Origin of the sequence: Robiginitalea aestuariiviva (assembly GCF_029537735.1) — a bacterium.
Lineage (GTDB): Bacteria > Bacteroidota > Bacteroidia > Flavobacteriales > Flavobacteriaceae > Robiginitalea > Robiginitalea aestuariiviva.
In genome coordinates, this window is sequence record NZ_JARPUQ010000001.1 from 478,461 (window position 1) to 499,043 (window position 20,583).

At 57.4% G+C, this 20,583-nt stretch carries 17 protein-coding genes; 14 read left to right on the forward strand and 3 right to left on the reverse strand.

Translation table 11 applies throughout. From position 1 onward, the window contains the following. From hutI to hutG, 3 genes are read left to right on the forward strand one after another with little or no spacing between them, the layout of a single operon-like run. A complete protein-coding gene (gene hutI / locus OZ410_RS02180; RefSeq protein ID WP_277706266.1) occupies nucleotides 1–1,269 on the forward strand; it encodes an imidazolonepropionase in 1,269 nt (422 codons plus the stop codon). Beyond that, nucleotides 1,262–3,304, forward strand: coding sequence for a urocanate hydratase (locus OZ410_RS02185; RefSeq protein WP_277706267.1), 2,043 nt, complete (start codon nucleotides 1,262–1,264; stop codon nucleotides 3,302–3,304). Before hutI ends, OZ410_RS02185 begins: the two co-directional genes overlap by 8 nt. Then, entirely contained in the window at nucleotides 3,301–4,257 is a 957-nt protein-coding gene (gene hutG, locus OZ410_RS02190) for a formimidoylglutamase (RefSeq protein ID WP_277706268.1), read from the forward strand. Before OZ410_RS02185 ends, hutG begins: the two co-directional genes overlap by 4 nt. Here the strand turns inward: hutG and OZ410_RS02195 are convergent. Next, nucleotides 4,249–5,406, reverse strand: coding sequence for a homogentisate 1,2-dioxygenase (locus OZ410_RS02195; RefSeq protein ID WP_277706269.1), 1,158 nt, complete (start codon nucleotides 5,404–5,406; stop codon nucleotides 4,249–4,251). The genes hutG and OZ410_RS02195 overlap by 9 nt on opposite strands. A gap of 462 nt (nucleotides 5,407–5,868) precedes the next feature. Between OZ410_RS02195 and OZ410_RS02200 the strand changes: the two genes are divergently transcribed. After that, nucleotides 5,869–7,014, forward strand: a complete 1,146-nt coding sequence (locus tag OZ410_RS02200) for a hypothetical protein (RefSeq protein WP_277706270.1) — start codon at nucleotides 5,869–5,871, stop codon at nucleotides 7,012–7,014. Between the two features lie 132 nt (nucleotides 7,015–7,146). On the opposite strand, the gene OZ410_RS02205 is transcribed toward OZ410_RS02200, so the two are convergent. Together OZ410_RS02205 and OZ410_RS02210 are read right to left on the reverse strand one after the other, a co-directional pair. After that, nucleotides 7,147–8,004, reverse strand: coding sequence for a universal stress protein (locus tag OZ410_RS02205; RefSeq protein WP_277706271.1), 858 nt, complete (start codon nucleotides 8,002–8,004; stop codon nucleotides 7,147–7,149). A 104-nt stretch (nucleotides 8,005–8,108) separates the two neighbouring features. After that, nucleotides 8,109–8,801 carry a Crp/Fnr family transcriptional regulator gene (locus tag OZ410_RS02210; protein WP_277706272.1) on the reverse strand — a complete coding sequence of 231 codons (693 nt, stop codon included), beginning with the start codon at nucleotides 8,799–8,801 and terminating at the stop codon, nucleotides 8,109–8,111. Nucleotides 8,802–8,941: 140 nt separating this feature from the next. Between OZ410_RS02210 and OZ410_RS02215 the strand changes: the two genes are divergently transcribed. The 10 genes from OZ410_RS02215 to OZ410_RS02260 all read left to right on the forward strand — a co-directional run bounded on the left by OZ410_RS02215 (nucleotide 8,942) and on the right by OZ410_RS02260 (nucleotide 20,549). Then, nucleotides 8,942–11,317: a heavy metal translocating P-type ATPase gene (locus OZ410_RS02215; RefSeq protein WP_277706273.1), complete on the forward strand. Its 2,376-nt coding sequence runs from the start codon at nucleotides 8,942–8,944 to the stop codon at nucleotides 11,315–11,317. A 74-nt stretch (nucleotides 11,318–11,391) separates the two neighbouring features. After that, nucleotides 11,392–11,586, forward strand: coding sequence for a cbb3-type cytochrome oxidase assembly protein CcoS (gene ccoS, locus OZ410_RS02220; RefSeq protein ID WP_277706274.1), 195 nt, complete (start codon nucleotides 11,392–11,394; stop codon nucleotides 11,584–11,586). A gap of 10 nt (nucleotides 11,587–11,596) precedes the next feature. Next, nucleotides 11,597–13,798: a cytochrome-c oxidase, cbb3-type subunit I gene (gene ccoN / locus OZ410_RS02225; protein ID WP_277706275.1), complete on the forward strand. Its 2,202-nt coding sequence runs from the start codon at nucleotides 11,597–11,599 to the stop codon at nucleotides 13,796–13,798. A 3-nt stretch (nucleotides 13,799–13,801) separates the two neighbouring features. Next, nucleotides 13,802–13,993, forward strand: a complete 192-nt coding sequence (locus tag OZ410_RS02230) for a CcoQ/FixQ family Cbb3-type cytochrome c oxidase assembly chaperone (RefSeq protein ID WP_277706276.1) — start codon at nucleotides 13,802–13,804, stop codon at nucleotides 13,991–13,993. Then, nucleotides 13,990–14,919, forward strand: a complete 930-nt coding sequence (locus OZ410_RS02235; RefSeq protein ID WP_277706277.1) for a cbb3-type cytochrome c oxidase N-terminal domain-containing protein — start codon at nucleotides 13,990–13,992, stop codon at nucleotides 14,917–14,919. The genes OZ410_RS02230 and OZ410_RS02235 overlap by 4 nt, the downstream gene beginning before the upstream one ends. A 33-nt stretch (nucleotides 14,920–14,952) precedes the next feature. Beyond that, nucleotides 14,953–16,371: a cytochrome c oxidase accessory protein CcoG gene (gene ccoG, locus OZ410_RS02240; protein ID WP_277706278.1), complete on the forward strand. Its 1,419-nt coding sequence runs from the start codon at nucleotides 14,953–14,955 to the stop codon at nucleotides 16,369–16,371. 7 nt (nucleotides 16,372–16,378) lie between these two features. Next, nucleotides 16,379–16,825, forward strand: coding sequence for a FixH family protein (locus OZ410_RS02245; protein WP_277706279.1), 447 nt, complete (start codon nucleotides 16,379–16,381; stop codon nucleotides 16,823–16,825). 211 nt (nucleotides 16,826–17,036) lie between these two features. Further along, on the forward strand, nucleotides 17,037–17,741 hold the full coding sequence (locus tag OZ410_RS02250) for a sulfite exporter TauE/SafE family protein (protein WP_277706280.1): 705 nt from the start codon (nucleotides 17,037–17,039) through the stop codon (nucleotides 17,739–17,741). A 42-nt stretch (nucleotides 17,742–17,783) separates the two neighbouring features. Then, the gene (locus OZ410_RS02255; protein WP_277706281.1) at nucleotides 17,784–19,253 is read left to right on the forward strand and encodes a vanadium-dependent haloperoxidase; all 1,470 of its coding nucleotides are present in this window, start codon (nucleotides 17,784–17,786) and stop codon (nucleotides 19,251–19,253) included. A gap of 30 nt (nucleotides 19,254–19,283) precedes the next feature. Next, nucleotides 19,284–20,549, forward strand: coding sequence for an acetyl-CoA hydrolase/transferase family protein (locus OZ410_RS02260; protein WP_277706282.1), 1,266 nt, complete (start codon nucleotides 19,284–19,286; stop codon nucleotides 20,547–20,549). The last annotated feature ends 34 nt before the right edge of the window (nucleotides 20,550–20,583 follow it).

Here is a 20,583-nt window from a genome sequence, read left to right on the forward strand (position 1 = left end):
ATGGCCAAGAAACCAACGCAACGCCTGATAGGCCCTTTTACCCAACTGCTGACCCTGAATGGCCTCCCCCTGAAAGGACCTTTAAGGGACTCCCGGTTGGAAGTGATCCACCAGGGAGGGCTTTTGGTGGAAAGGGGGAGGGTCCTGGAAGCAGGCCCCTACTCCGCCCTGGCGGAAAACGCAGCCGATGCGGAACGCGTGGACATTAACGGGCCTGCAGTTGCGGTACCCGGATGGGTGGATGCCCATACGCATAGCTGCTTTGCCGGGAGTAGAGCCCGGGATTATGCCCTGAGAAACAGCGGCAGCAGCTATCAGGAGATCGCTGCCGCCGGAGGGGGCATCTGGGACACCGTGGGAAAGACCCGCAAGGCCTCACAGGCCCAATTGACCGAACTGCTGCTGGCCCGGTGCCAGCGCTTTGTCGCAGACGGCATCACCACCCTGGAGGTGAAAAGCGGGTATGGTCTTTCCATAACGGAAGAACTGAAGATGCTCCGGGCCATTCGCGAGGCGGGTAAATACACCCTCCTGGACCTGGTTCCTACCTGCCTGGCGGCCCATATGGCCCCACGGGACTTCGGCGGCAGCCCGGAAGCCTACCTGGAACAGGTGGCCCGGGAGCTCCTGCCCCAAATTCGAAAAGAAGAACTCAGCCTGCGGGTGGATGCCTTTGTAGAAAAGGGCGCCTTTACGCCCGAGCAAACCTCTGCCTATTTCTCGGAAGCCCTCAGGCAGGGCTTTGAACTCACTGTCCACGCGGACCAGTTCAGCACGGGCGGGAGCGCTGTGGCAATTGGGTGTGGGGCGCGGAGTGCCGACCATCTGGAGGCCAGCGGCCCCGCCGAAATTGAAGCCCTGGCCCAAAGCCAGGTGGTGGCAATGGCACTGCCCGGGGCCTCCCTGGGCCTGGGTTGCGGGTATACCCCGGCACGGGCCCTGCTGGATGCCGGCGGGTGCCTGGCCATTGCCAGCGACTACAATCCGGGGTCTGCCCCCATGGGCGACCTGATCGCACAGGCTTCCATCCTGGGGGCCGCCGAGAAACTGAGCAATGCCGAAGTGCTGGCAGGTATCACCTTCCGAGCTGCGGCTGCCCTGGGGCTTTCGGACCGCGGCCGCCTGCTGGCCGGGGCCCGGGCAGACTTTAACGTCTACCCCACAGACCACTACAACGAAATCACCTATCACCAGGGGCGCCTGAAACCTGCATCCGTCTGGAAAAACGGGCAATGCATCCTGGACACCAATGCCGAAACCCATGCCTGAGACCAAAACCCTTACCGCCTTCCAGGAAGCCATCTGCCAGGGCATCCCGCCTACCCTGCCGCCACCCCGGCCCAGAGACCCTGAAGTGCCGCATGCCCCGCGGCGGAAAGACATCCTGAATCCGACAGAAAAAAAACTGGCCCTGCAGAATGCCCTGCGGTATTTTTCGCCCCAGTGGCATAAGGAACTGGCAGCCGAATTCAAGCAGGAGCTCGAAACCTACGGGCGTATTTACATGTACCGCTTTAAGCCGGAGTACCCCATGTATGCCCGGCCCATTGCCGACTACCCGGCCCGTACCACTGCGGCTGCAGCCATCATGCTTATGATCCAGAACAACCTGGACCCCAAAGTGGCACAGCATCCCGAAGAACTGATCACCTACGGGGGGAACGGGGCGGTATTCCAGAACTGGGCCCAATACCTGCTTACCATGCAGTACCTCTCCCGTATGGAAGCAGACCAAACCCTGCACATGTATTCGGGCCATCCCATGGGATTATTCCCTTCTTCGCCCGGGGCACCCCGGGTAGTGGTAACCAACGGGATGATGATCCCCAATTACTCCCGCCCGGACGACTGGGAGCGCTACAACGCCCTGGGGGTGACCCAATACGGACAGATGACGGCCGGATCCTACATGTATATCGGGCCGCAGGGCATTGTGCACGGCACAACCATAACGGTGCTAAACGCCTTCAGGCGGGTCCTGCCCGGGGCCGACCATTTTGGCGGGAAGGTATTCCTGACTGCGGGCCTGGGCGGTATGAGCGGCGCCCAGCCCAAGGCCGGGAACATTGCCGGCTGTATTACCGTATGTGCGGAGATTAACCCGGCAGCAGCGCGTAAACGGCATGAGCAGGGTTGGGTGGATGAACTTCATGAGGACTTGCAATCCCTGGTAGAACGCACCCGGAAAGCCATTGCCGGAAAGGAAGTGGTTTCCCTGGCCTACCTGGGCAATGTGGTGGACCTCTGGGAAGCCTTCGACCGGGAAAACCTCCCGGTAACCCTGGGCAGCGACCAGACTTCCCTGCACAACCCCTGGGCCGGGGGGTACTACCCGGCGGGTTTGAGTTTTGAAGCATCCAACCGGATGATGGCCGAAGCACCAGACCAATTCCGTGAAGCCGTACAGGCCTCCCTGCGCCGGCATGTGGCCGCCATAAACCGGCATACCAAAAAGGGCACCTATTTCTTCGATTACGGCAATGCTTTTTTGCTGGAGGCCTCACGGGCCGGCGCCGATATCATGGATACCGCGGGCAATGGCTTCCGCTATCCCTCCTATGTGCAGGACATCCTCGGGCCCCTCTGTTTTGACTACGGGTTTGGCCCCTTCCGGTGGGTATGCACCTCCGGGCGGGAAGAAGACCTCCATACAACAGACCAGATTGCCCTGCGTGTTTTGCGGGAGCAAAGCGAAACTGCCCCGGAGGACATCTCGGGCCAGCTCCGCGACAACATTCGGTGGATGGAACAGGCCCGGGAAAACCGCCTGGTGGTGGGTTCCCAGGCCCGGATTCTCTATGCCGATGCCCTGGGGCGCATCCGAATTGCCAAAGCCTTTAACCAGGCCCTGGCCCGGGGAGAGATTTCCGCCCCGGTAGTCCTGGGCAGGGATCACCACGACGTAAGCGGTACGGACAGCCCGTTCCGGGAAACCAGCAACATTTACGACGGCAGCCAGTTTACGGCAGACATGGCCATCCACAACGTGATCGGCGACAGTTTCCGCGGGGCCACCTGGGTTTCCATCCACAATGGCGGTGGCGTGGGCTGGGGCGAAGTCATCAACGGGGGCTTCGGGCTGGTCCTGGATGGCAGTGAAGAGGCCGGGCGCCGCCTGGAGTCCATGCTCTTTTTCGACGTGAACAACGGGATTGCCCGGCGCAGCTGGGCGCGGAACCCGGAAGCCATGCAGGCTATGCAGCGGGAACTGGACCGCAGCCCGGGGTTATCCGTAGCTTTACCGCACCGGGTAAACGCAAGCCTGCTTCAAGACCTCTATCCTTCAGAAAACCAGGAACCATGACCTACGAAGCAGCCCAACCTTCCTGGTGGTCCGGTCGGCAGGCACAGCACCCCGACTACCTCTACCAGCACATCCGGTTGCTGAACCTGGAAGACAGTCCTGCCCGCCTGACAGAAACCCGCCTCCCGGCCCTTTTGGGCTATGCCTGCGAAGCGGGGGTGGCCCGTAACCAGGGCCGTGTGGGCGCCGCCGAAGGGCCAAATGCCATCCGCGAAGCCCTGGGAAAACTCCCCCTCCTGCACGGCGGCCCCGTTGCCCTTGCGGATGCAGGCAACATCAGGGAAAACACGGATATGGAAGGCGCGCAAAAGGGTTTTGCCAACTGCCTCAAAACCTTACTGGAAACGGGGTATTTTCCGATAGGCCTGGGTGGAGGCCATGATATGGCCTACGCCCACTACATGGGTCTTCGGGGCCTGATGCCCGGCAAGGGCCGCCTGGGGATGATTAATTTTGACGCCCATCTGGACCTGAGGCAACCCGTGCCCAGGGGCCATTCGGGTAGCCCGTACCATCAGATGGCCGCCGATTGCGAAGCGCGGGGCGACCGCTTTTCCTATGCATGTGTGGGGGTACGCGCAGACGCCAATACCCAGGAACTCCTGGACCGGGCTTCCCAATGGGGGGTCCTGTGCCTTTCCCGCGACAGCCTGGGAGATACCGGGGCGGCGGAAACTCGCCTGCTTGCGTTCTGCGAAAGCCTGGATGCCATTTATCTCAGCATTGACCTGGACGGTTTTACCTCGGCCTTTGCCCCGGGGGTAAGCGCTGCCTCCCCTATGGGATTTACCCCACAGGAAATCCTGCCCTTACTGCGCGCGGTTTGGGATACGGGAAAGGTGGTAAGCATGGACCTGGCCGAGATGAACCCCGGCCTGGACCGCGACGGGCAAACCGCCCGTCTGGCAGCCAGCCTGATTCATACCGCCCTGCACCACCCGGGCTTACTCTAACCAGGACTTATAGTAGTTTCCGTTATCCAGGTCCAACGCGGTTTGGGTAACCTGTAACGGCTTGAAGGTGTCGACCATTACCGCCAGCTCCTCCGTCCCCTTTTTGCCGATACTGGCTTCGTAGGTCCCCGGGTGCGGCCCGTGCGGAATGCCGGCCGGGTGGAGCGAGATATACCCTTTATCGATCCCCTTGCGGCTCATAAAGTCCCCATCTACATAGTAGAGGACCTCATCGGAATCGATGTTGGAATGGTTGTAAGGGGCGGGGATGGCCTCGGGATGGTAGTCGTAGAGGCGGGGCACAAAGGAGCACACCACAAAAGCCCCGGTTTCGAAGGTTTGGTGCACGGGCGGCGGTTGATGCACCCGCCCGGTAATGGGTTCGAAGTCGTGAATGGAGAAGCCATAGGGATAATTGTACCCATCCCAGCCCACCACGTCAAAGGGGTGGGTGGCATAAACCAGTTGGTGCAGCTGCCCCTGTTTTTTGATCTTCATCAGGAATTCCCCTTTTTCATCATGGGTCTGCAGGTTTCGGGGCAGTTTGAAATCCCGTTCGCAGAACGGACTGTGTTCCAGGTGCTGGCCAAACCAGTTTCGATAGCGTTTGGGGGTATAAATGGGATGGTAGGATTCCACCACAAAAAGCCGGTTATCGGGGCCGTCAAAATGGATCTGATAGATCATCCCCCGGGGAATCAGGAGGTAGTCCCCATATTCAAAGGGGATTTCCCCCATAAAGGTTTTCAGGGTGCCGGAGCCTTCATGCACAAATAACAGTTCGTCTGCATCGGCATTTTTGTAAAAGTAATCGGTCTGGGAGCGGCGGGGCGCAGCCAGCGCAATATGGACATCGGAGTTGAACAAAATTACTTTCCGACTATCCAGGTAATCGTCTGCCGGCGGCAATTCCAGCCCTTTCAAGAGGCGGGAGTGCATATTATGGGCCACCGCTGCCTGAGGGCTCAGGTCTGTGGCTTCCAGGATTTCCTTCACCTGGGTAGGGCGGTGCAGGTGGTACAGCAGGGAGGACATCCCATCAAAACCAATGGTGCCGAACAATTGTTCGTAATGCAGGCTGCCGTCGGCTTTGCGAAAGGTGGTATGGCGCTTGTGGGGCATCTTCCCCAGCTTGTGGTATAAGGGCATATGGACTCTATTTTTTCCACCTTAAAAATACGACATTTTCAGGGCATCGAAAAGGATGCCGGACAGAAGACGGGAAGGCGATTTTCCGCCGGGAAGGTGGAAGAGGGAGAACCGGGTGTCAACAAAAAAAGCCTCCCGTAATGGAAAGCCTTTCATTGGAAGCGGCTTTTAACCGCTGACCATTGTTCCCGGTTAAGGGAACACAACACAACAAGACAAAGATAGGAAACTTTTGGAATTTTTGCTTTTCCGCTTCCGGAATTCTCAGAGCTGCCTTCCGCAGAAATCCTGCCATTCGCCGAAAAAATGATCGGCCAGTGGTGCCCTTTTTCGGCCAGTGGCAGTCGATTTGGCATCAAACGATGCCTCGGCGGCATTAATCGATGGATAGGCGAAGCTGAGCGCAATCCTCCCCGGAAGCCTGCTTCCTTAAACTACTTTCGTCCTATAAGAATTACCGTCATGAATAAGCGTTTCTATCTTTTCCTGCTGAGTTTTGCCCTGTTCCTGGGATGTCAGAAAACCGAACTGTCCGAAGGGGTTCCTGCTTCCAGTGCTCTGACACTGGAACTCCCGGGTTCGGCAGCCCTGGCCCTGGAATGGGTACGTGGGATGCAGGCTGGCAACGGCCTGATGGAAAGTGCAGAGGGTACCGGGTTTGTATCCCTCTACGACAACGCCCTGGCGGCCATCCTCTTCACCAAAACCGGACATACAGCCCAGGCCCGCCACATTTTCGATTATTTCAACAATCGCCTGGTTTCTGAATTCGCCCAAACCGGGGGCGGGTTCTACCAATTTCGACACCTTTCAGGCAGCGAACCCTCCCATGTATGGATTGGCGATAATGCCTGGCTGCTGATGGCCCTGCGCCACTACCGCGACACCTACGCCGACCCTACTTATGATGCCCTGATCGGGGCCCTGGACCACTGGCTGCGCTCTATGCAGGACACGGACGGGTCCCTGTTTGGGGGCACTAATGCAGACGGCACCCTGATCCCCAAGGTTACCGAAGGTATGATTACTGCCTATCAGGCGGTTTCCGGCAATGATGCTTTCCACGAGCGCCTGCTGCAGTATCTGCAGGCAAATCGCTGGGATGAAACCGGATCCCAGCTGCTGGCCGAGGACCAACCCTCCCGCTACGCCAACGCCCTGGACCTGCATTCCCTGCCCGCCCTGATCTGGGCCAACACCGACCTGCCCTTTATCGAAACTGCAGAACAATTTATGACCGTACAATCCCATAGCGTTAATGGCACCCCGGTATCTGGATATTGTTTTGACCGCGACCTGGATGTAGTATGGCTGGAAGGCACCTCCCAAATTGCCCTGGCCATGGCCGAAAACGGCATGACTGCCGGTTTCCGGGAAACCCTGAAGCACCTGGAGGCCTCCCTGGTTCCCGGTCAGAAGAACCAGGACACCCTGGGCCTGCCCTATGCGGCAAACCAGGGCAGCTCCTACGGGGCGGTAAGCCTGTGGGACCATGCAGACCGCCAGGCCGCTTTGTCTTCTACCGTTTGGTTTGTCTTTGCCCACCTGCAGCTGAACCCCTTCCGGATGGATGAGCCTGCCAAACCGGCCCCTTCCCCCCTCTCCTGAAGCAGCGCTTCAGCACCCTTTTAGCCGCACCGAAGCAGGCTATTCCGGTTCTTATAAAAAATAAAAGCTTTCTGCTTTGTGCTGGCTTGCCCCTTTTTTTGAAGACCACCCGATTGGGCGTAGGCGGGCGTTTTAAAGGCTGGCCGGAGGAAGCACCAGCATGGGTACAGGCGTGTGGAAAGCCACCCGTTTGACTACCGGCTCGCGCAGGAGTTCCTCCAGGGTGCTGCGCTCATTGCGGACCATAACCAGAAGCTTGATACCGGAATCCCTGATATAGCGCTCGATGAGCTGTGCCTTTCCGGCTTCCGGGGGCAACCAGCACAGATGCGGGTCCAGGGCATCCAGTTCCAGCAACAATTGCTTGCGGTGAAAGGACTGAAGTTCGGTCTGGGTATCCGGGCGCCCGATATGCATCACCTCCAGCCCCGCTTCAAAACGCGTAACGGTAGCGTGTAGCCATTCCAGTTGCCGTACGGTATACGGCCGGTTGAAATCGGTTACAAAACCGATTTTGGGGATGCCGCGGAAGCGGGCCTCCCTGGGCACCACCAGCACCGGGGTCTGGTTGGCTACCCGCAGCATCCGCACCGTATTGCTGCCCAGAAAGACTTCCTTCAGGCCACTGGCCCCGGAGGTCCCGGACACAATCATGTCAATGCCGCGCAGGCTTACCTGTTGGCGTATTTCCTCGGTTAGCAGGTTAAAAGAGGAGGTGGTGGTGTACTGGAACCCCTGGCCATGGCTCTGCCGGCTCAGGGTATCGACCAGTTGTTCCAAGCCTTCCCGGGAGGAACGCTCCATCCGGTCTTCCCCGTAATTGGCATTATAGGTTACCGCCATCACCCGACTGTTCACAAAATCCGGGGTGTAGGTGTTCAGAAAGTGGATGGTACATGGCGTCCCTGCAAAAAACGCCAGGGCATAGTCAGTGGCGTTTCGGGCAGTATCCGAAAAATCGGTTGGTATTAAAAGCTCATGAATCTCCATGACACGTGGGGGCTATCATGGGGTAAAGATAACCGGCCGGCCAAGCGGAAATAATGATAATGATCAGGTTTCAAAAAAAATGGAATCGGCTTGTCGAATGGGCTTCAGAAGCCCTCTGCCAGGTCGCGGAGCTTGCGCTCGTCCGCAATGCGCATCCGTTTTCCGGAGGTTTTGATAAAGCCTTTGGAACGAAATTCCGAAAGGATCCGGATGCAGGATTCGGTGGCCGTCCCCACCACATTGGCAATATCTTCCCGCGAGAGCACCAGGGCCAAATAGCCCTCCTGATCTTCCCCGAAATTGTTTTTCAGGTATAACAGCGCTTCTGCAATCCGCTGCTTCACGGTTTTCTGAGACATGTTTACAATCACATCGTCTGCTTCCCGCAGGTCGTGGGCCATGTGCCGCAACACTTCGAAGGTAAAATCCGGATTCTTGTGAAGCGTACTGACAATGGCCTCTTTGGGGATAAAACAAACGTCCATATCGTTCACTGCGGTGGCACTCAGGTTGGACGTTTCCTCGGCCACCACGGAGCGCTGCCCGATCACTTCCCCCCGGGAGGCGAGCTTCACGATCTGGTCCTTGCCATTGGCGCTCAGCTTGGAGAGTTTGGAGACGCCACCGCGAACACAATACACGCCGTTAAGCTTTTCCCCCTCTTCAAAAAGGGCTTCGCCTTTCTTGACCTGTTTGGAAACTTTGGCATCCGAAACGGCCTTGAGTTCCTCCTTGGACATGGCGCGAAGGGCGTTGAATTTGCGCACAATACAGTTTTCGCAACGATTTTCCTCCATATGCTAAGCTAAGCTTAGGTAAAGGTAGCCAAAATCGGCCACTTCTGAAAGTTGACGGATGTCATCTTTTTACCCAACCGGGAACCCCATTTTTGCCGGGTTTTTAAAAACGTTTACCTTAGAATGGAACTACCTGACCTATGAAGCAGCACCCGTGTTTTCACTGCGGGGACCCCTGCGGGGCCGATGCGGTACCCTATGACGGCAAGGATTTTTGCTGTACGGGGTGTAAAACCGTCTATCAGATCCTGAGGGACCACCAGCTGGATTACTACTACGAACTGGAAGCCGGTGCCGGCCGCACTCCCGGTGCCACGGAAGGGAAATACGATTTCCTGGACGACCCTGACATGGCCGGAAGATTGCTCGATTTTCAGGACGATACCCACCAGGTCATTACCCTGAATATCCCGGCCATCCACTGCAGCTCCTGCATCTGGATCCTGGAAAACCTGCACCGGCTTAACCCCGGGGTTCTGAGCAGCCAGGTTGATTTCCCCCGTAAGGAAGCCCGTATCCACTTTAACCCCGAACGCATCGGGCTCAAGACCCTGGTGCAATTGCTGGCGGCTATCGGATACGAACCCTCCATTACCCTGGAGCAGTACAGCAGCGCCAAACCCCGTCGCAACCGCAAGCTCATTTACCAATTGGGGGTAGCCGGGTTTGCCTTCGGGAATATCATGTTCCTGTCCTTCCCGGAATATTTCGAGACCGGGGAATACTGGATCGAACAGTATAAAGGGTTTTTCCGATGGCTGATGTTTGCCCTTTCCCTGCCGGTGGTCCTGTATTCGGCCTCGGGCTACCTGACCGCGGCCTACAAAGGCCTGCGCAGCCGCCTGCTGAATATAGACGTGCCCATAGCCCTGGGCATCCTGGTCTTGTTTATGCGCAGCACCGTAGAGATTGCCATGGACTGGGGCAGCGGGTATTTTGACAGCCTTACCGGCCTGGTCTTTTTCCTGCTGCTCGGGAAGTATTTCCAGCAGCGCACCTATGCCTTCCTTTCCTTTGAACGGGACTACCGCTCCTATTTCCCGATTGCGGTTACCCGGCTCAGGCCGGATGGGGCGGAGGAAAACGTCCCGGTCTATGAGGTAGCCCAGGGAGACCGCCTGCTGATCCGCAGCCAGTCTTTGATTCCTGCAGATGCCATACTTCAAAAAGGGCAGGCCGAAATCGATTACAGCTTTGTGACCGGGGAGGCGCGGCCAGTGCACAAGGCCCCGGGAGAAAAGATCTTTGCCGGGGGCAAACAACTGCAGGGGGCTATTGAAATTGAGGTCCTCAAACCCGTCTCCCAAAGCTATCTGACCGAACTCTGGAGCGATTCCGCCTTTTCCAAAAACCACCGGTCGGCCTTCAGGAACCTGACGGACCGCATCGGCAAACGCTTTACCCTGGCTGTGCTGACCATCGCCTTTACAGCCGCGGGGGTCTGGCTCGGGATTGCCCCGGCCCGCGCCCTGGACGTGCTCACTGCCGTGCTGATCATTGCCTGCCCCTGCGCCATTGCCCTGGCAGCCCCCTTTACCCTGGGCAACCTGTTGCGCCGTTTCGGGCGGAAGGGATTTTATGTGAAGGACACGGATGCCCTGGAGCGCATGGCCCAGGTAGACACACTGATCTTCGACAAAACAGGCACCCTGAGTACCACCCGGGAAAACAGCGTATCCTATACAGGGATAGAACTCACCGAGGCCGAAGCCGGGGCATTGCGGAACCTGCTGCGCGCATCCGGCCACCCCCTAAGCCAGACCCTCTACCGGGAACTGGCCCCTTTCCGCATCGTGCCCCTGGATCATTTTGAGGAACACCTTGGGCTGGGCCTGGAAGGCGAGGCCCTGGGGCAACACCTGAAGGTAGGCTCCCGATCCTTTGTAAAAGGCGGGGCTTTGGACCCGGCCCAGGGCACTGAAGTTCATGTGAGTGCCAATGACGCCTACAAAGGGTGTTTCCACATCCACAATAGCTATCGCAAGGGCATGGGTCCCTTGTTTGACCGCCTGCGAAAGGGCTATCGACTGGCCCTGCTTTCCGGGGATAACCCCTCAGAACAACAAGCTCTGGAAAACCTGCTGCCCCCGCTCACCCCTATGTATTTTGAACAATCCCCCATGGCCAAACTGCATTTTGTGCGGGAGTTGCAGCAGGAAGGGCAGAACGTTTTGATGGTGGGCGATGGTCTGAACGATGCCGGGGCCCTGGCGCAAAGCGATGTAGGGATTGCCATTTCGGAAGATGCCCACCTGTTCACCCCGGCCTGTGATGCCATCCTGGACTACCGGCACTTTGCTATTCTGGACCGCTTTCTGGCCGTGGCCCGCAAAGGGATGGGGGTGATCCGCATCAGTTTTGCGCTCTCCCTGCTCTATAACCTGGTGGGGCTGTATTTTGCCGTAACCGGGCAGCTGCAACCTGTGATTGCAGCCATCCTGATGCCGCTTAGCTCCATTAGTATTGTAGTCTTTACCACCGTAGCCAGTAACTGGATTGCCCGAAAACTCGAATAAATGGGAAACCCTGACTTATATCATGTTTTTCGCAGCAGCATCCGGTTAGTTTTACACCAAAATTACCAAAGGGTATGGGCGTAATTTATATGTTATTGGCTATCAGCCTCCTGGTAGCCCTGGTCTTTTTTGCGGCCTTTATCTTCTCGGTCCGCAATGGCCAGTTCGACGACGCCTACACCCCTTCCGTACGCATGCTTTTCGATGACGAGCTGGTCCAGGACCCGCCGGAAGAACCGTCCGAAGAACCCACTAAACAACCCAACTAAATTCGCTTTTATGGAAGTCCAACAATTTCATTACGACAACAAAATCGTACAGAAGTTTTTGTATGCCACCCTGCTTTGGGGGGTGGTGGGCATGTTGGTTGGCCTGCTGCTGGCCTTCATGTTCCTGTTCCCGAACCTCACGGACGGGATTTCCTGGCTGAGCTTTGGCCGCCTCAGACCGCTGCACACCAATGCGGTGATCTTTGCCTTTGTGGGCAATGCCATCTTTGCCGGGGTTTATTACTCCACCCAGCGCCTGCTCAAAACCCGCATGTTTAGCGATGCCCTGAGCAACATCAACTTCTGGGGCTGGCAGCTGATCATTGTGGCGGCAGCCCTGACCCTGCCCCTGGGATACACGACTTCCAAGGAATACGCAGAACTGGAATGGCCCATTGACCTGGCCATTGCTGCTGTGTGGGTGGTGTTTGGCTGGAATTTTATCGGCACCCTGCTCCGCCGCCGCCAGCGCCATTTCTATGTGGCCATCTGGTTTTACCTGGCCACCATTGTTACGGTGGCTGTGCTCCATATATTCAACAGCCTGGAATTGCCGGTTAGCGCCCTGAAGAGCTACTCCGCCTATGCGGGAGTACAGGATGCCCTGGTGCAGTGGTGGTATGGGCATAACGCCGTGGCCTTCTTCCTGACTACCCCTTTCCTGGGGCTCATGTATTACTTTGTGCCCAAGGCAGCCAACCGGCCCATTTATTCCTACCGCCTGTCCATCGTGCACTTCTGGTCCCTGATCTTTATCTACATCTGGGCCGGGCCGCACCACCTCCTCTACTCCGCCCTCCCGGACTGGGCACAGAACCTGGGCGTAGTCTTTTCCGTTATGCTGATCGCTCCCTCCTGGGGTGGGATGATCAACGGCTTGCTTACCCTTAGAGGCGCATGGGACAAAGTGCGGACCAACCCCGTATTGAAGTTCATGGTTGTAGGCATCACCGGATACGGGATGTCTACCTTCGAAGGCCCCATGCTCTCCCTGAAGAACATCAACGCCATTGCCCACTTCAGTGACTGGGTGATTGCGCACGTACACGTTGGGGCCCTGGCCTGGAACGGCTTTATGACCTTCGGGATGATTTACTGGCTGGTGCCGCGCATGTTCAAGACGCGCCTGCGCTCTACCCCCCTGGCCAACTTCCATTTCTGGATCGGCACCCTGGGGATTGTGCTCTATGCCCTGCCCATGTACGTGGCCGGCTTTACCCAGGCCATGATGTGGAAGGAATTCAACCCGGATGGCACCCTTACCTACGGAAACTTCCTGGAAACCGTGGAACAAATTATCCCCATGTACTGGATGCGCGCCATTGGCGGCTCCATGTACCTGATTGGGATGTTTGTGATGCTGTATAACATCATTGCCACCATCCGTTCCGGCAGCAGCGTAGAAGACGAGCTGGCCGAGGCCCCGGCCCTGGCCCGCGTGTCCCGCCACCGCCAGTCCGGGGAGAAATACCACACCTGGCTGGAACGCCTGCCCGTGCGGTTTACCGTCCTCACCACCCTGGCCATCCTGATCGGGGGCGTGGTGCAGATTATCCCTACCCTGTTGGTAGATTCCAACATCCCCACCATCAGTAGCGTAAAACCCTATACCCCCCTGGAACTCGAGGGCCGGGACCTCTATATTCGCGAGGGCTGCGTAAGCTGCCACTCCCAGATGATCCGCCCCTTCCGCGACGAGGTAGAGCGCTATGGCGAATACGCCAAGGCCGGGGAATTTGTGTACGACCACCCCTTCCTTTGGGGCAGCAAGCGCACCGGGCCTGACCTGCTGCGCGTTGGGGGCAAGTATTCGGACAGCTGGCACCTGAACCATATGTACGACCCGCAGAGTACTTCCTCCGGCTCCATCATGCCCGCCTACCAGTGGCTGGTGCGCAACGCCCACGACCGCAGCGCCATCCAGGATAAGATGCGCGCCATGGTTACCCTTGGGGTGCCCTATACCGATGCCGATATAGAGGGAGCCTTCGATTCCATGGCGGCCCAGGCGGCTTCCATTGAACAGAACCTGTATGCCGACCCGGAATTTGCCCGGAGTTACGAAGAACAGAAACAGGCCGCCCAGGAAGCCGGGGAGGACTTTGTGGAGATGCGCGACCGCGAGATCGTGGCGCTGATCGCCTACCTGCAGCGCCTGGGCACCGACATTAAAGTAGAACAGAATGCGAATATCGCATCCGAAAACCGCTAAGCCATGCTGAAATTCGTAAAAAGCCACCTGGAGACCATTGACGGGGTTGCCACCTACCCCCTGATCTCCCTGATGCTCTTCTTCGTATTCTTTGTGCTGCTGTTCTGGTGGGTGGCCACCACTTCCAAGGCACACATTAAGGAAATGAGCGAAATGCCACTAGACGACCAACCCCATAAACCTTCAGACCAATGAGACATTTCATCCCGTCCTGGATCCGGGTCCCCGTATTGTTCTTCACCATCTTTGCCCTGATGGAATACTTCATCGATTCCGGGGAACAGCCCGCCTTTATCGCCTTCCCGATCACCCTGTTCTTCCTCCTGATGGTGTTGCTGCTGCTGATCGCTATAGAGCTCATCCTGATCTCTATCGAAAACATCATGTTCAACACCCTTTCCGAGGAGGCGAAGCAACGTTACCTGGAGGCCCGGCAGCGCCCGCGCGAATGGACCTGGGGGAAACGGGTGTACCAGAAACTTACGGCCAGCCGCCCCATTCAGGAAGAAGGGGAAATTATCCTGGACCATGATTACGACGGCATCAAGGAACTGGACAACCGCCTGCCCCCCTGGTGGATCTACCTCTTTTACGCCACAGCCATTTTCGGGGCCATCTACCTGGTGCGCTTCCACATCTTTGATGACTATACCCAAAAGGAGGAATTTGAGCAGAATATGGCAGAAGCCCGCCTGGCTGTTGAGGAGTACAAGAAAACAGCCAAGGACCTGGTGGACGCCAGTACTGTGGAATTGCTCACAGAAGCCTCTGACCTGAGGGCCGGGGAAGCCGTTTTTACCGCCAATTGCGCCGTCTGCCATAAACCCGACGGGGGAGGCAGCATCGGCCCCAACCTCACGGACGATTACTGGATCCTGGGCGGGGGCATTAGCAACGTCTTCAACACCATTTCGGAAGGCGGCCGCGACGGCAAAGGCATGGTGGCCTGGAAAAGCACCCTGAAACCGGGGGAAATTGCCCAGGTAGCCAGTTATGTCATTAGCCTGCACGGCACCAACCCTCCCGATGCCAAAGCGCCGGAAGGAGATCTGTATACAGACCCGAATGCCGCCCCGCCGGCGGAGCCACAGGCAGAAGAATCCCAGCCGTCCGCAGAATAAGGCAGCGAAAATGTATCACAGAAGTAACCCGTAATGACCGAGGAAAAGGAACGGTTTCGCGACTCGATCGCCACCATTAATGAAGAGGGAAAACGGGCCTGGATTTTTCCCAAAAAACCCAGCGGGCGTTATTACACCTACCGCAAGTGGGTAAGCTATGCCCTGCTTGGGTTCCTCTTCGCCGCGCCTTTTGTGAAAGTAGGCGGCAACCAGTTCCTGATGTTCAACGTGCTGGAACGCCGCTTCAACATCTTCGGTTTTCCGTTCTGGCCCCAGGATTTCCACCTTTTTGTGATCTCCATGATCATCGGGGTGATCTTTGTGGCCCTCTTTACCGTAGCCTTTGGCCGGATTTTTTGCGGGTGGATGTGCCCCCAGACCATCTTTATGGAAATGGTCTTTCGCCGGATCGAATACTGGATTGACGGGGACCGGGGCGCACAAATCCGCCTGGCGCGCCAGCCCTGGAACGGGGAAAAGATCCGAAAGCGCCTCCTGAAGTGGGCGGTGTTCTTCCTGATTTCCTTTGGCATCGCCAATATTTTTCTGGCCTACCTGATTGGCAGCGATACGCTGTTGCGCTATATCTGGGACGGGCCGGCTGCGCATACGGGTACCCTGGCAGCCCTGCTGATCTTTACCGGCGTTTTCTATTTTGTCTTTGCCTGGTTCCGCGAGCAGGTGTGCATCATTGCCTGCCCCTACGGCCGGATGCAGGGCGTACTGCTGGACAATAAATCCGTGGTGGTCGCCTACGACCACAAACGGGGCGAGGCGGAACAGGGCCGCAAAAAATTCCGCAAGGGGGAAGACCGGCACGCCCAGGGGTATGGGGATTGCATAGACTGTAAGCAATGTGTGCACGTTTGCCCCACAGGTATTGACATCCGCAACGGCACCCAGTTGGAATGCGTGAACTGCACGGCCTGCATTGACGAATGCGATACCGTAATGGAAAAGGTGGGGCTGCCCACGGGCCTGATCCGTTACGCCAGCGAAGCCGAGATTTCCAACAAGGAAAAATTCCGATTCACTGCGCGTATGAAAGGGTATTCCGCCGTCCTGCTTATCCTTACGGGGGTGCTGGTCGGGATGCTTTTCCTGAGAAACGACGTGGAAGCCACCATCCTGAGGCTGCCAGGCCAATTATACGAACGCAAGGCAGACAACATCATCAGCAATGTTTACACCTATAAACTGATCAATAAAACCACCCATAACATCCCGGACATCCATTTTGGACTGTTGTCGCACCAGGGAACCATTACCCCCGTACAGGGCAGCGGATTTCAGGTGCCGGCACAGGATCTTTCCGAAGGGACCCTTTTTATCGAAATCAAAAGCGGGGAACTCACTGGCGACAAGGACCGGCTGGAAGTTGGGATATACAGCGGGGATACGCTTATCGAAACGGCCCGGACGCGCTTTTTGGCGCCGCGGACCTTTAAATAAATACGCTATGAAATTCAACTGGGGAACCGGAATCGTATTGGCCTTTACCGCCTTTATCAGTTTTATCCTATACTTCGTCTTTGTGGCCAGCACAGACCCAAAAGCAAACCACCATATGGTCACGGAGGATTATTACCAACAGGAACTCACCTACCAGGCGGACCTGAATGCCGCCGCCAACCTAAAAGCCTTCGGGGGGGACCTGCGCATCGAGCGCACGGCATCCGGATTGGGCATCCGTTTCCCGGAAGGCATGGAACCCGCCAAAATCAAAGGAACCTTGTCCCTTTACAGGCCATCCAATAAGCAATTGGATTTTGAAACGCCCATTCAAATATCCGATACGCTATTGCTCATACCCGAAAGCCGCTTGTTGGATGGTCGCTGGGACATACGCCTGGATTGGGAATACCAGGGTACCCCGTATTTGTATCGGGGACGGGTAACTTATTAATTAGAAAATGTGCCCATTTGAAAATTTGAAAATGGGGATTCGTTCAACCATAATAATGGCTCCCTGAAATCAACTATCAGGAAACGTTCCGTTTTAAGGGCCGCGGTCAATTAAGCTCCTTTTAAAGGAATGAACCATGAAGCTTGAATGCTGCAATTTCCAAATTCACAAATTTTCAAATTCACAAATTTTCAAATTCACAAATTGAAAAATGATCGCAACCGCCTTCATATTAGGTCTGATGGGAAGCCTGCACTGCATTGGCATGTGCGGCCCCATCGCTTTTATGCTGCCCCTGGACCGGGAGCGGCCGGTTGCCCGCTATGCCCAGCTGGGGCTGTACCATGTGGGGCGCCTGCTGGCCTACGGGGCTATTGGCCTGATCTTTGGGCTGGTCGGTCGCGGCCTCTACCTTTTCGGGTTCCAGCAATACCTGTCTATTGGGGTAGGGTTGATCATGATCCTTTCGGTGGTTGTGCCGTCCCACTGGTTTTCCCGCTGGCAACTGACCCGCCCGGCCTACCGCCTGGTGGGGCGCCTTAGAAATGCCCTGGGCAATCAATTGAAACAGCGCGGGCCGGACACCTTCCTCACCCTGGGTCTGCTCAATGGGCTGTTGCCCTGCGGCCTGGTATACATGGCCCTGATCGGTGCCATGGCCCTGGCCTCGGCGCCCGAAGGCGCCGCATATATGATGCTGTTCGGGGCCGGCACCATCCCGCTGATGAGTGCCGCCGCCCTTTTGGGCAAACTCCTGAAAGGCCGGTGGGCCCCGCTGCTGAGGCGCACCATCCCTGTGCTGGTAGTGCTGATCGGGGCGTTATTTATCTTGCGTGGGCTGGGGCTGGGCATCCCCTACCTTTCCCCCCCGCCTCCGGGCCAACACCTGAGCGCGGCAGCGGCCTGTCACCCCTAAATTTGTACTTTTGCCTTGCGAAACGCCAAACAACACGAATTCATGAAATTGCGCAACTATTTCCCCCTCCTGCTCTTGTTGGTTGCAGCCTGCAAACCGGCCCCGGAAGCGGCCCCCGCAATGGCCGAACCCACCGGCAAGGAAAACGTGGCTTATCAGTGGGGCGCCATGGCCCTGGAGGCCACCGCCCTGGACACGGAGCGTTTTAAACCCCGCCCGACCATCACCTCCCGTTACCTGGCGCTGATCTTTACGGCCGTTTTTGATGCCTGGTCCCGTTACGACGCCCATGCCCTCCCGGTTTACCTGCAAGGCGTAGAGCGGGTGCCCGCAGCCCAGCGAATCCGGGAAAACAAGGAAATTGCCATCAGCTATGCGGCCTATGGGGCCATGAAAGAATATTATTATACGGACAGCACTCTGTTCCGGGGCTTTATGATGGGCCTGGGCCTGGACCCGGATAACCACAATATGGATCCGGATAACCCCATTGGGATCGGGAACCTGGCGGCCCGGGCAGTGATCGAAGCCCGGAAAGGCGACGGGGCCAACCAGTATGGGGAAGAACCGGGTTCCGACGGTATGCCCTATTTTGACTACAGTGGGTACCAGCCGGTAAACAGCCCGGAGCAAAACACAGACATCAACCGCTGGCAGCCCAAATACTTCTCGGATGGCATGGGCGGGCGCTATGCCCCAGCTTGCCTGACCCCCTATTGGCAGGATGTGGCCCCCATCGCCCTGGATTCCGCCAGCCAGTTTCGCCCGGGCCCGCCGCCCATGGTCGGCTCCGAACAGCTGGAAAAAGAGGTGCGGGAAGTGATCGAGATGCAGGCCAACCTGACCGATGCGGACAAAGCCCTGGTGGAGTTTATGCGGGACGGCCCCAAATCCGTACAGCAGGCCGGGCACTGGCTCAACTTTGCCCAGGATGTTTCCCGACGGGATCAGCATACTCTGGACCAGGACGTGAAGATGTATTTCCTGAACCAGATTACCGCCATGGATGCCTTTATCGCCTCCTGGGACTCCAAGATGTTCTACGATTTTGCACGGCCTTACGCCCTGGTCCACGATTACTTTGAAGGCCAGATGATCAAGGCATGGGGCGGCCCCGGCAAGGGGATGATCGATATGAAGGGCGAGGCCTGGAGGCCGTATTCGCCCGAAACCTTCCTCTGCCCGCCCTTTCCCAGCTATACCTCGGGCCACAGCACCGTGAGCGGCGCCTGCGGGGAAGCCCTGAAACTCTTTACCGGAGACGATTACTTCGGGGAAAAAGTAACCCTGGTACCGGGAATCCTGACGGAAATTGACCCGGCATACTACGGCGACACGGTGGTCCTGGAATTCCCCACCTTTACCGAGGCCGCGGAAATGGCTGGGATTTCCCGCGTGATGGGCGGGTACCACATCCAAGCCGACAATATCGCCGGCCTGGAATTGGGGCGGGACGTAGCGCACAAAGCCTGGGAATTCTATCAGAAACACCTGGGCATGGACGGGGAATAAACCCCGCCCGCAACTTTTAATCTGCCGCCGATGAATCTTGTTTCCCTGGAAGAAGCCGCCGCCTTTGTGGCTTCCGGCAACCGGGTTTTTGTACAGGGGGCCGCCATGACGCCCAATACCCTGGTCAATGCCATCTGCCAGCGCCACAAAGAGCTGAAACAGGTGGAAATCATTTCCATCCACACGGACGGGGAGGTGCTCTTTGCCCAGGACCCGTACCGGGCTGCCTTCCGCATCAATACCTGTTTTGTGGGCAGCAATATGCGCCAGGCCGTAAACACCAACCAGGGCGATTACATTCCCATTTTCCTGAGTGAAATCCATTTATTGTTCCGCCGGGGCATCCTTCCGCTCGATGTGGCCGTGGTGCAGGTTTCGCCCCCGGACAAACACGGGTATTGCTCCCTTGGGGTTTCGGTGGATATCACCCTGCCTGCCGTGCAGCAGGCCAAAAAAGTCATTGCCCAGCTTAACCCCCACGTGCCCCGCACCCACGGGGACGGTATCATCCACATTAGCCAGATTGACGCCCTGGTGGAAGTGCCCGAGCCCATCCACCGGTACCCAGGGGCTCCCATTTCTGAAACTGAGGCCCGGATCGGGGCCCATGTGGCTTCTCTGGTGGAAGACGGCGCCACCCTGCAGATGGGGATTGGGAACATCCCGAATGCCGTCCTTCAAAACCTGGGCGGGCACCGGCGCCTGGGCATCCATACAGAGATGTTTTCAGATGGCATCCTTCCCCTGGTGGATTCCGGGGTGATTACCGGGGAGGAAAAGCGCCTGGACACCAACAAGATTGTTACCAGCTTTGCAGCCGGCTCCCAGGCCCTGTATGACTTTGTGGACGACAACCCCCTGGTCCACTTCCGGGAAGCAGCCTATACCAACGACACCGCCCATATCCGGGCCAACCCCAGGGTTACCGCCATTAACAGCGCCATTGAAATTGACCTCACCGGGCAGGTGTGTGCAGACACCATCGGGAGCTTCCAGTACTCCGGGGTAGGCGGGCAGATGGATTTCATCAGGGGGGCATCCCTTTCGGAAGGCGGGAAACCCATCTTTGCCCTCCCCTCCACCACGGCCAGGGGCATTTCGAAAATCACCCCCTTCCTCCAACACGGGGCCGGGGTAACCACTACCCGGGCACACGTGCATTACGTGGTCACGGAGTATGGGGTGGTAAACCTTTTCGGGAAAAACCTGCAGCAACGGGCCAAAGCGCTGATCTCCATTGCCCACCCCCAGCATAGGGAAGCGCTGGAAGCCGCAGCCCGGGAACGATTCGGATAAGAAGCCCACTCCTGCAGGTTGCGCCTGCCGGGGG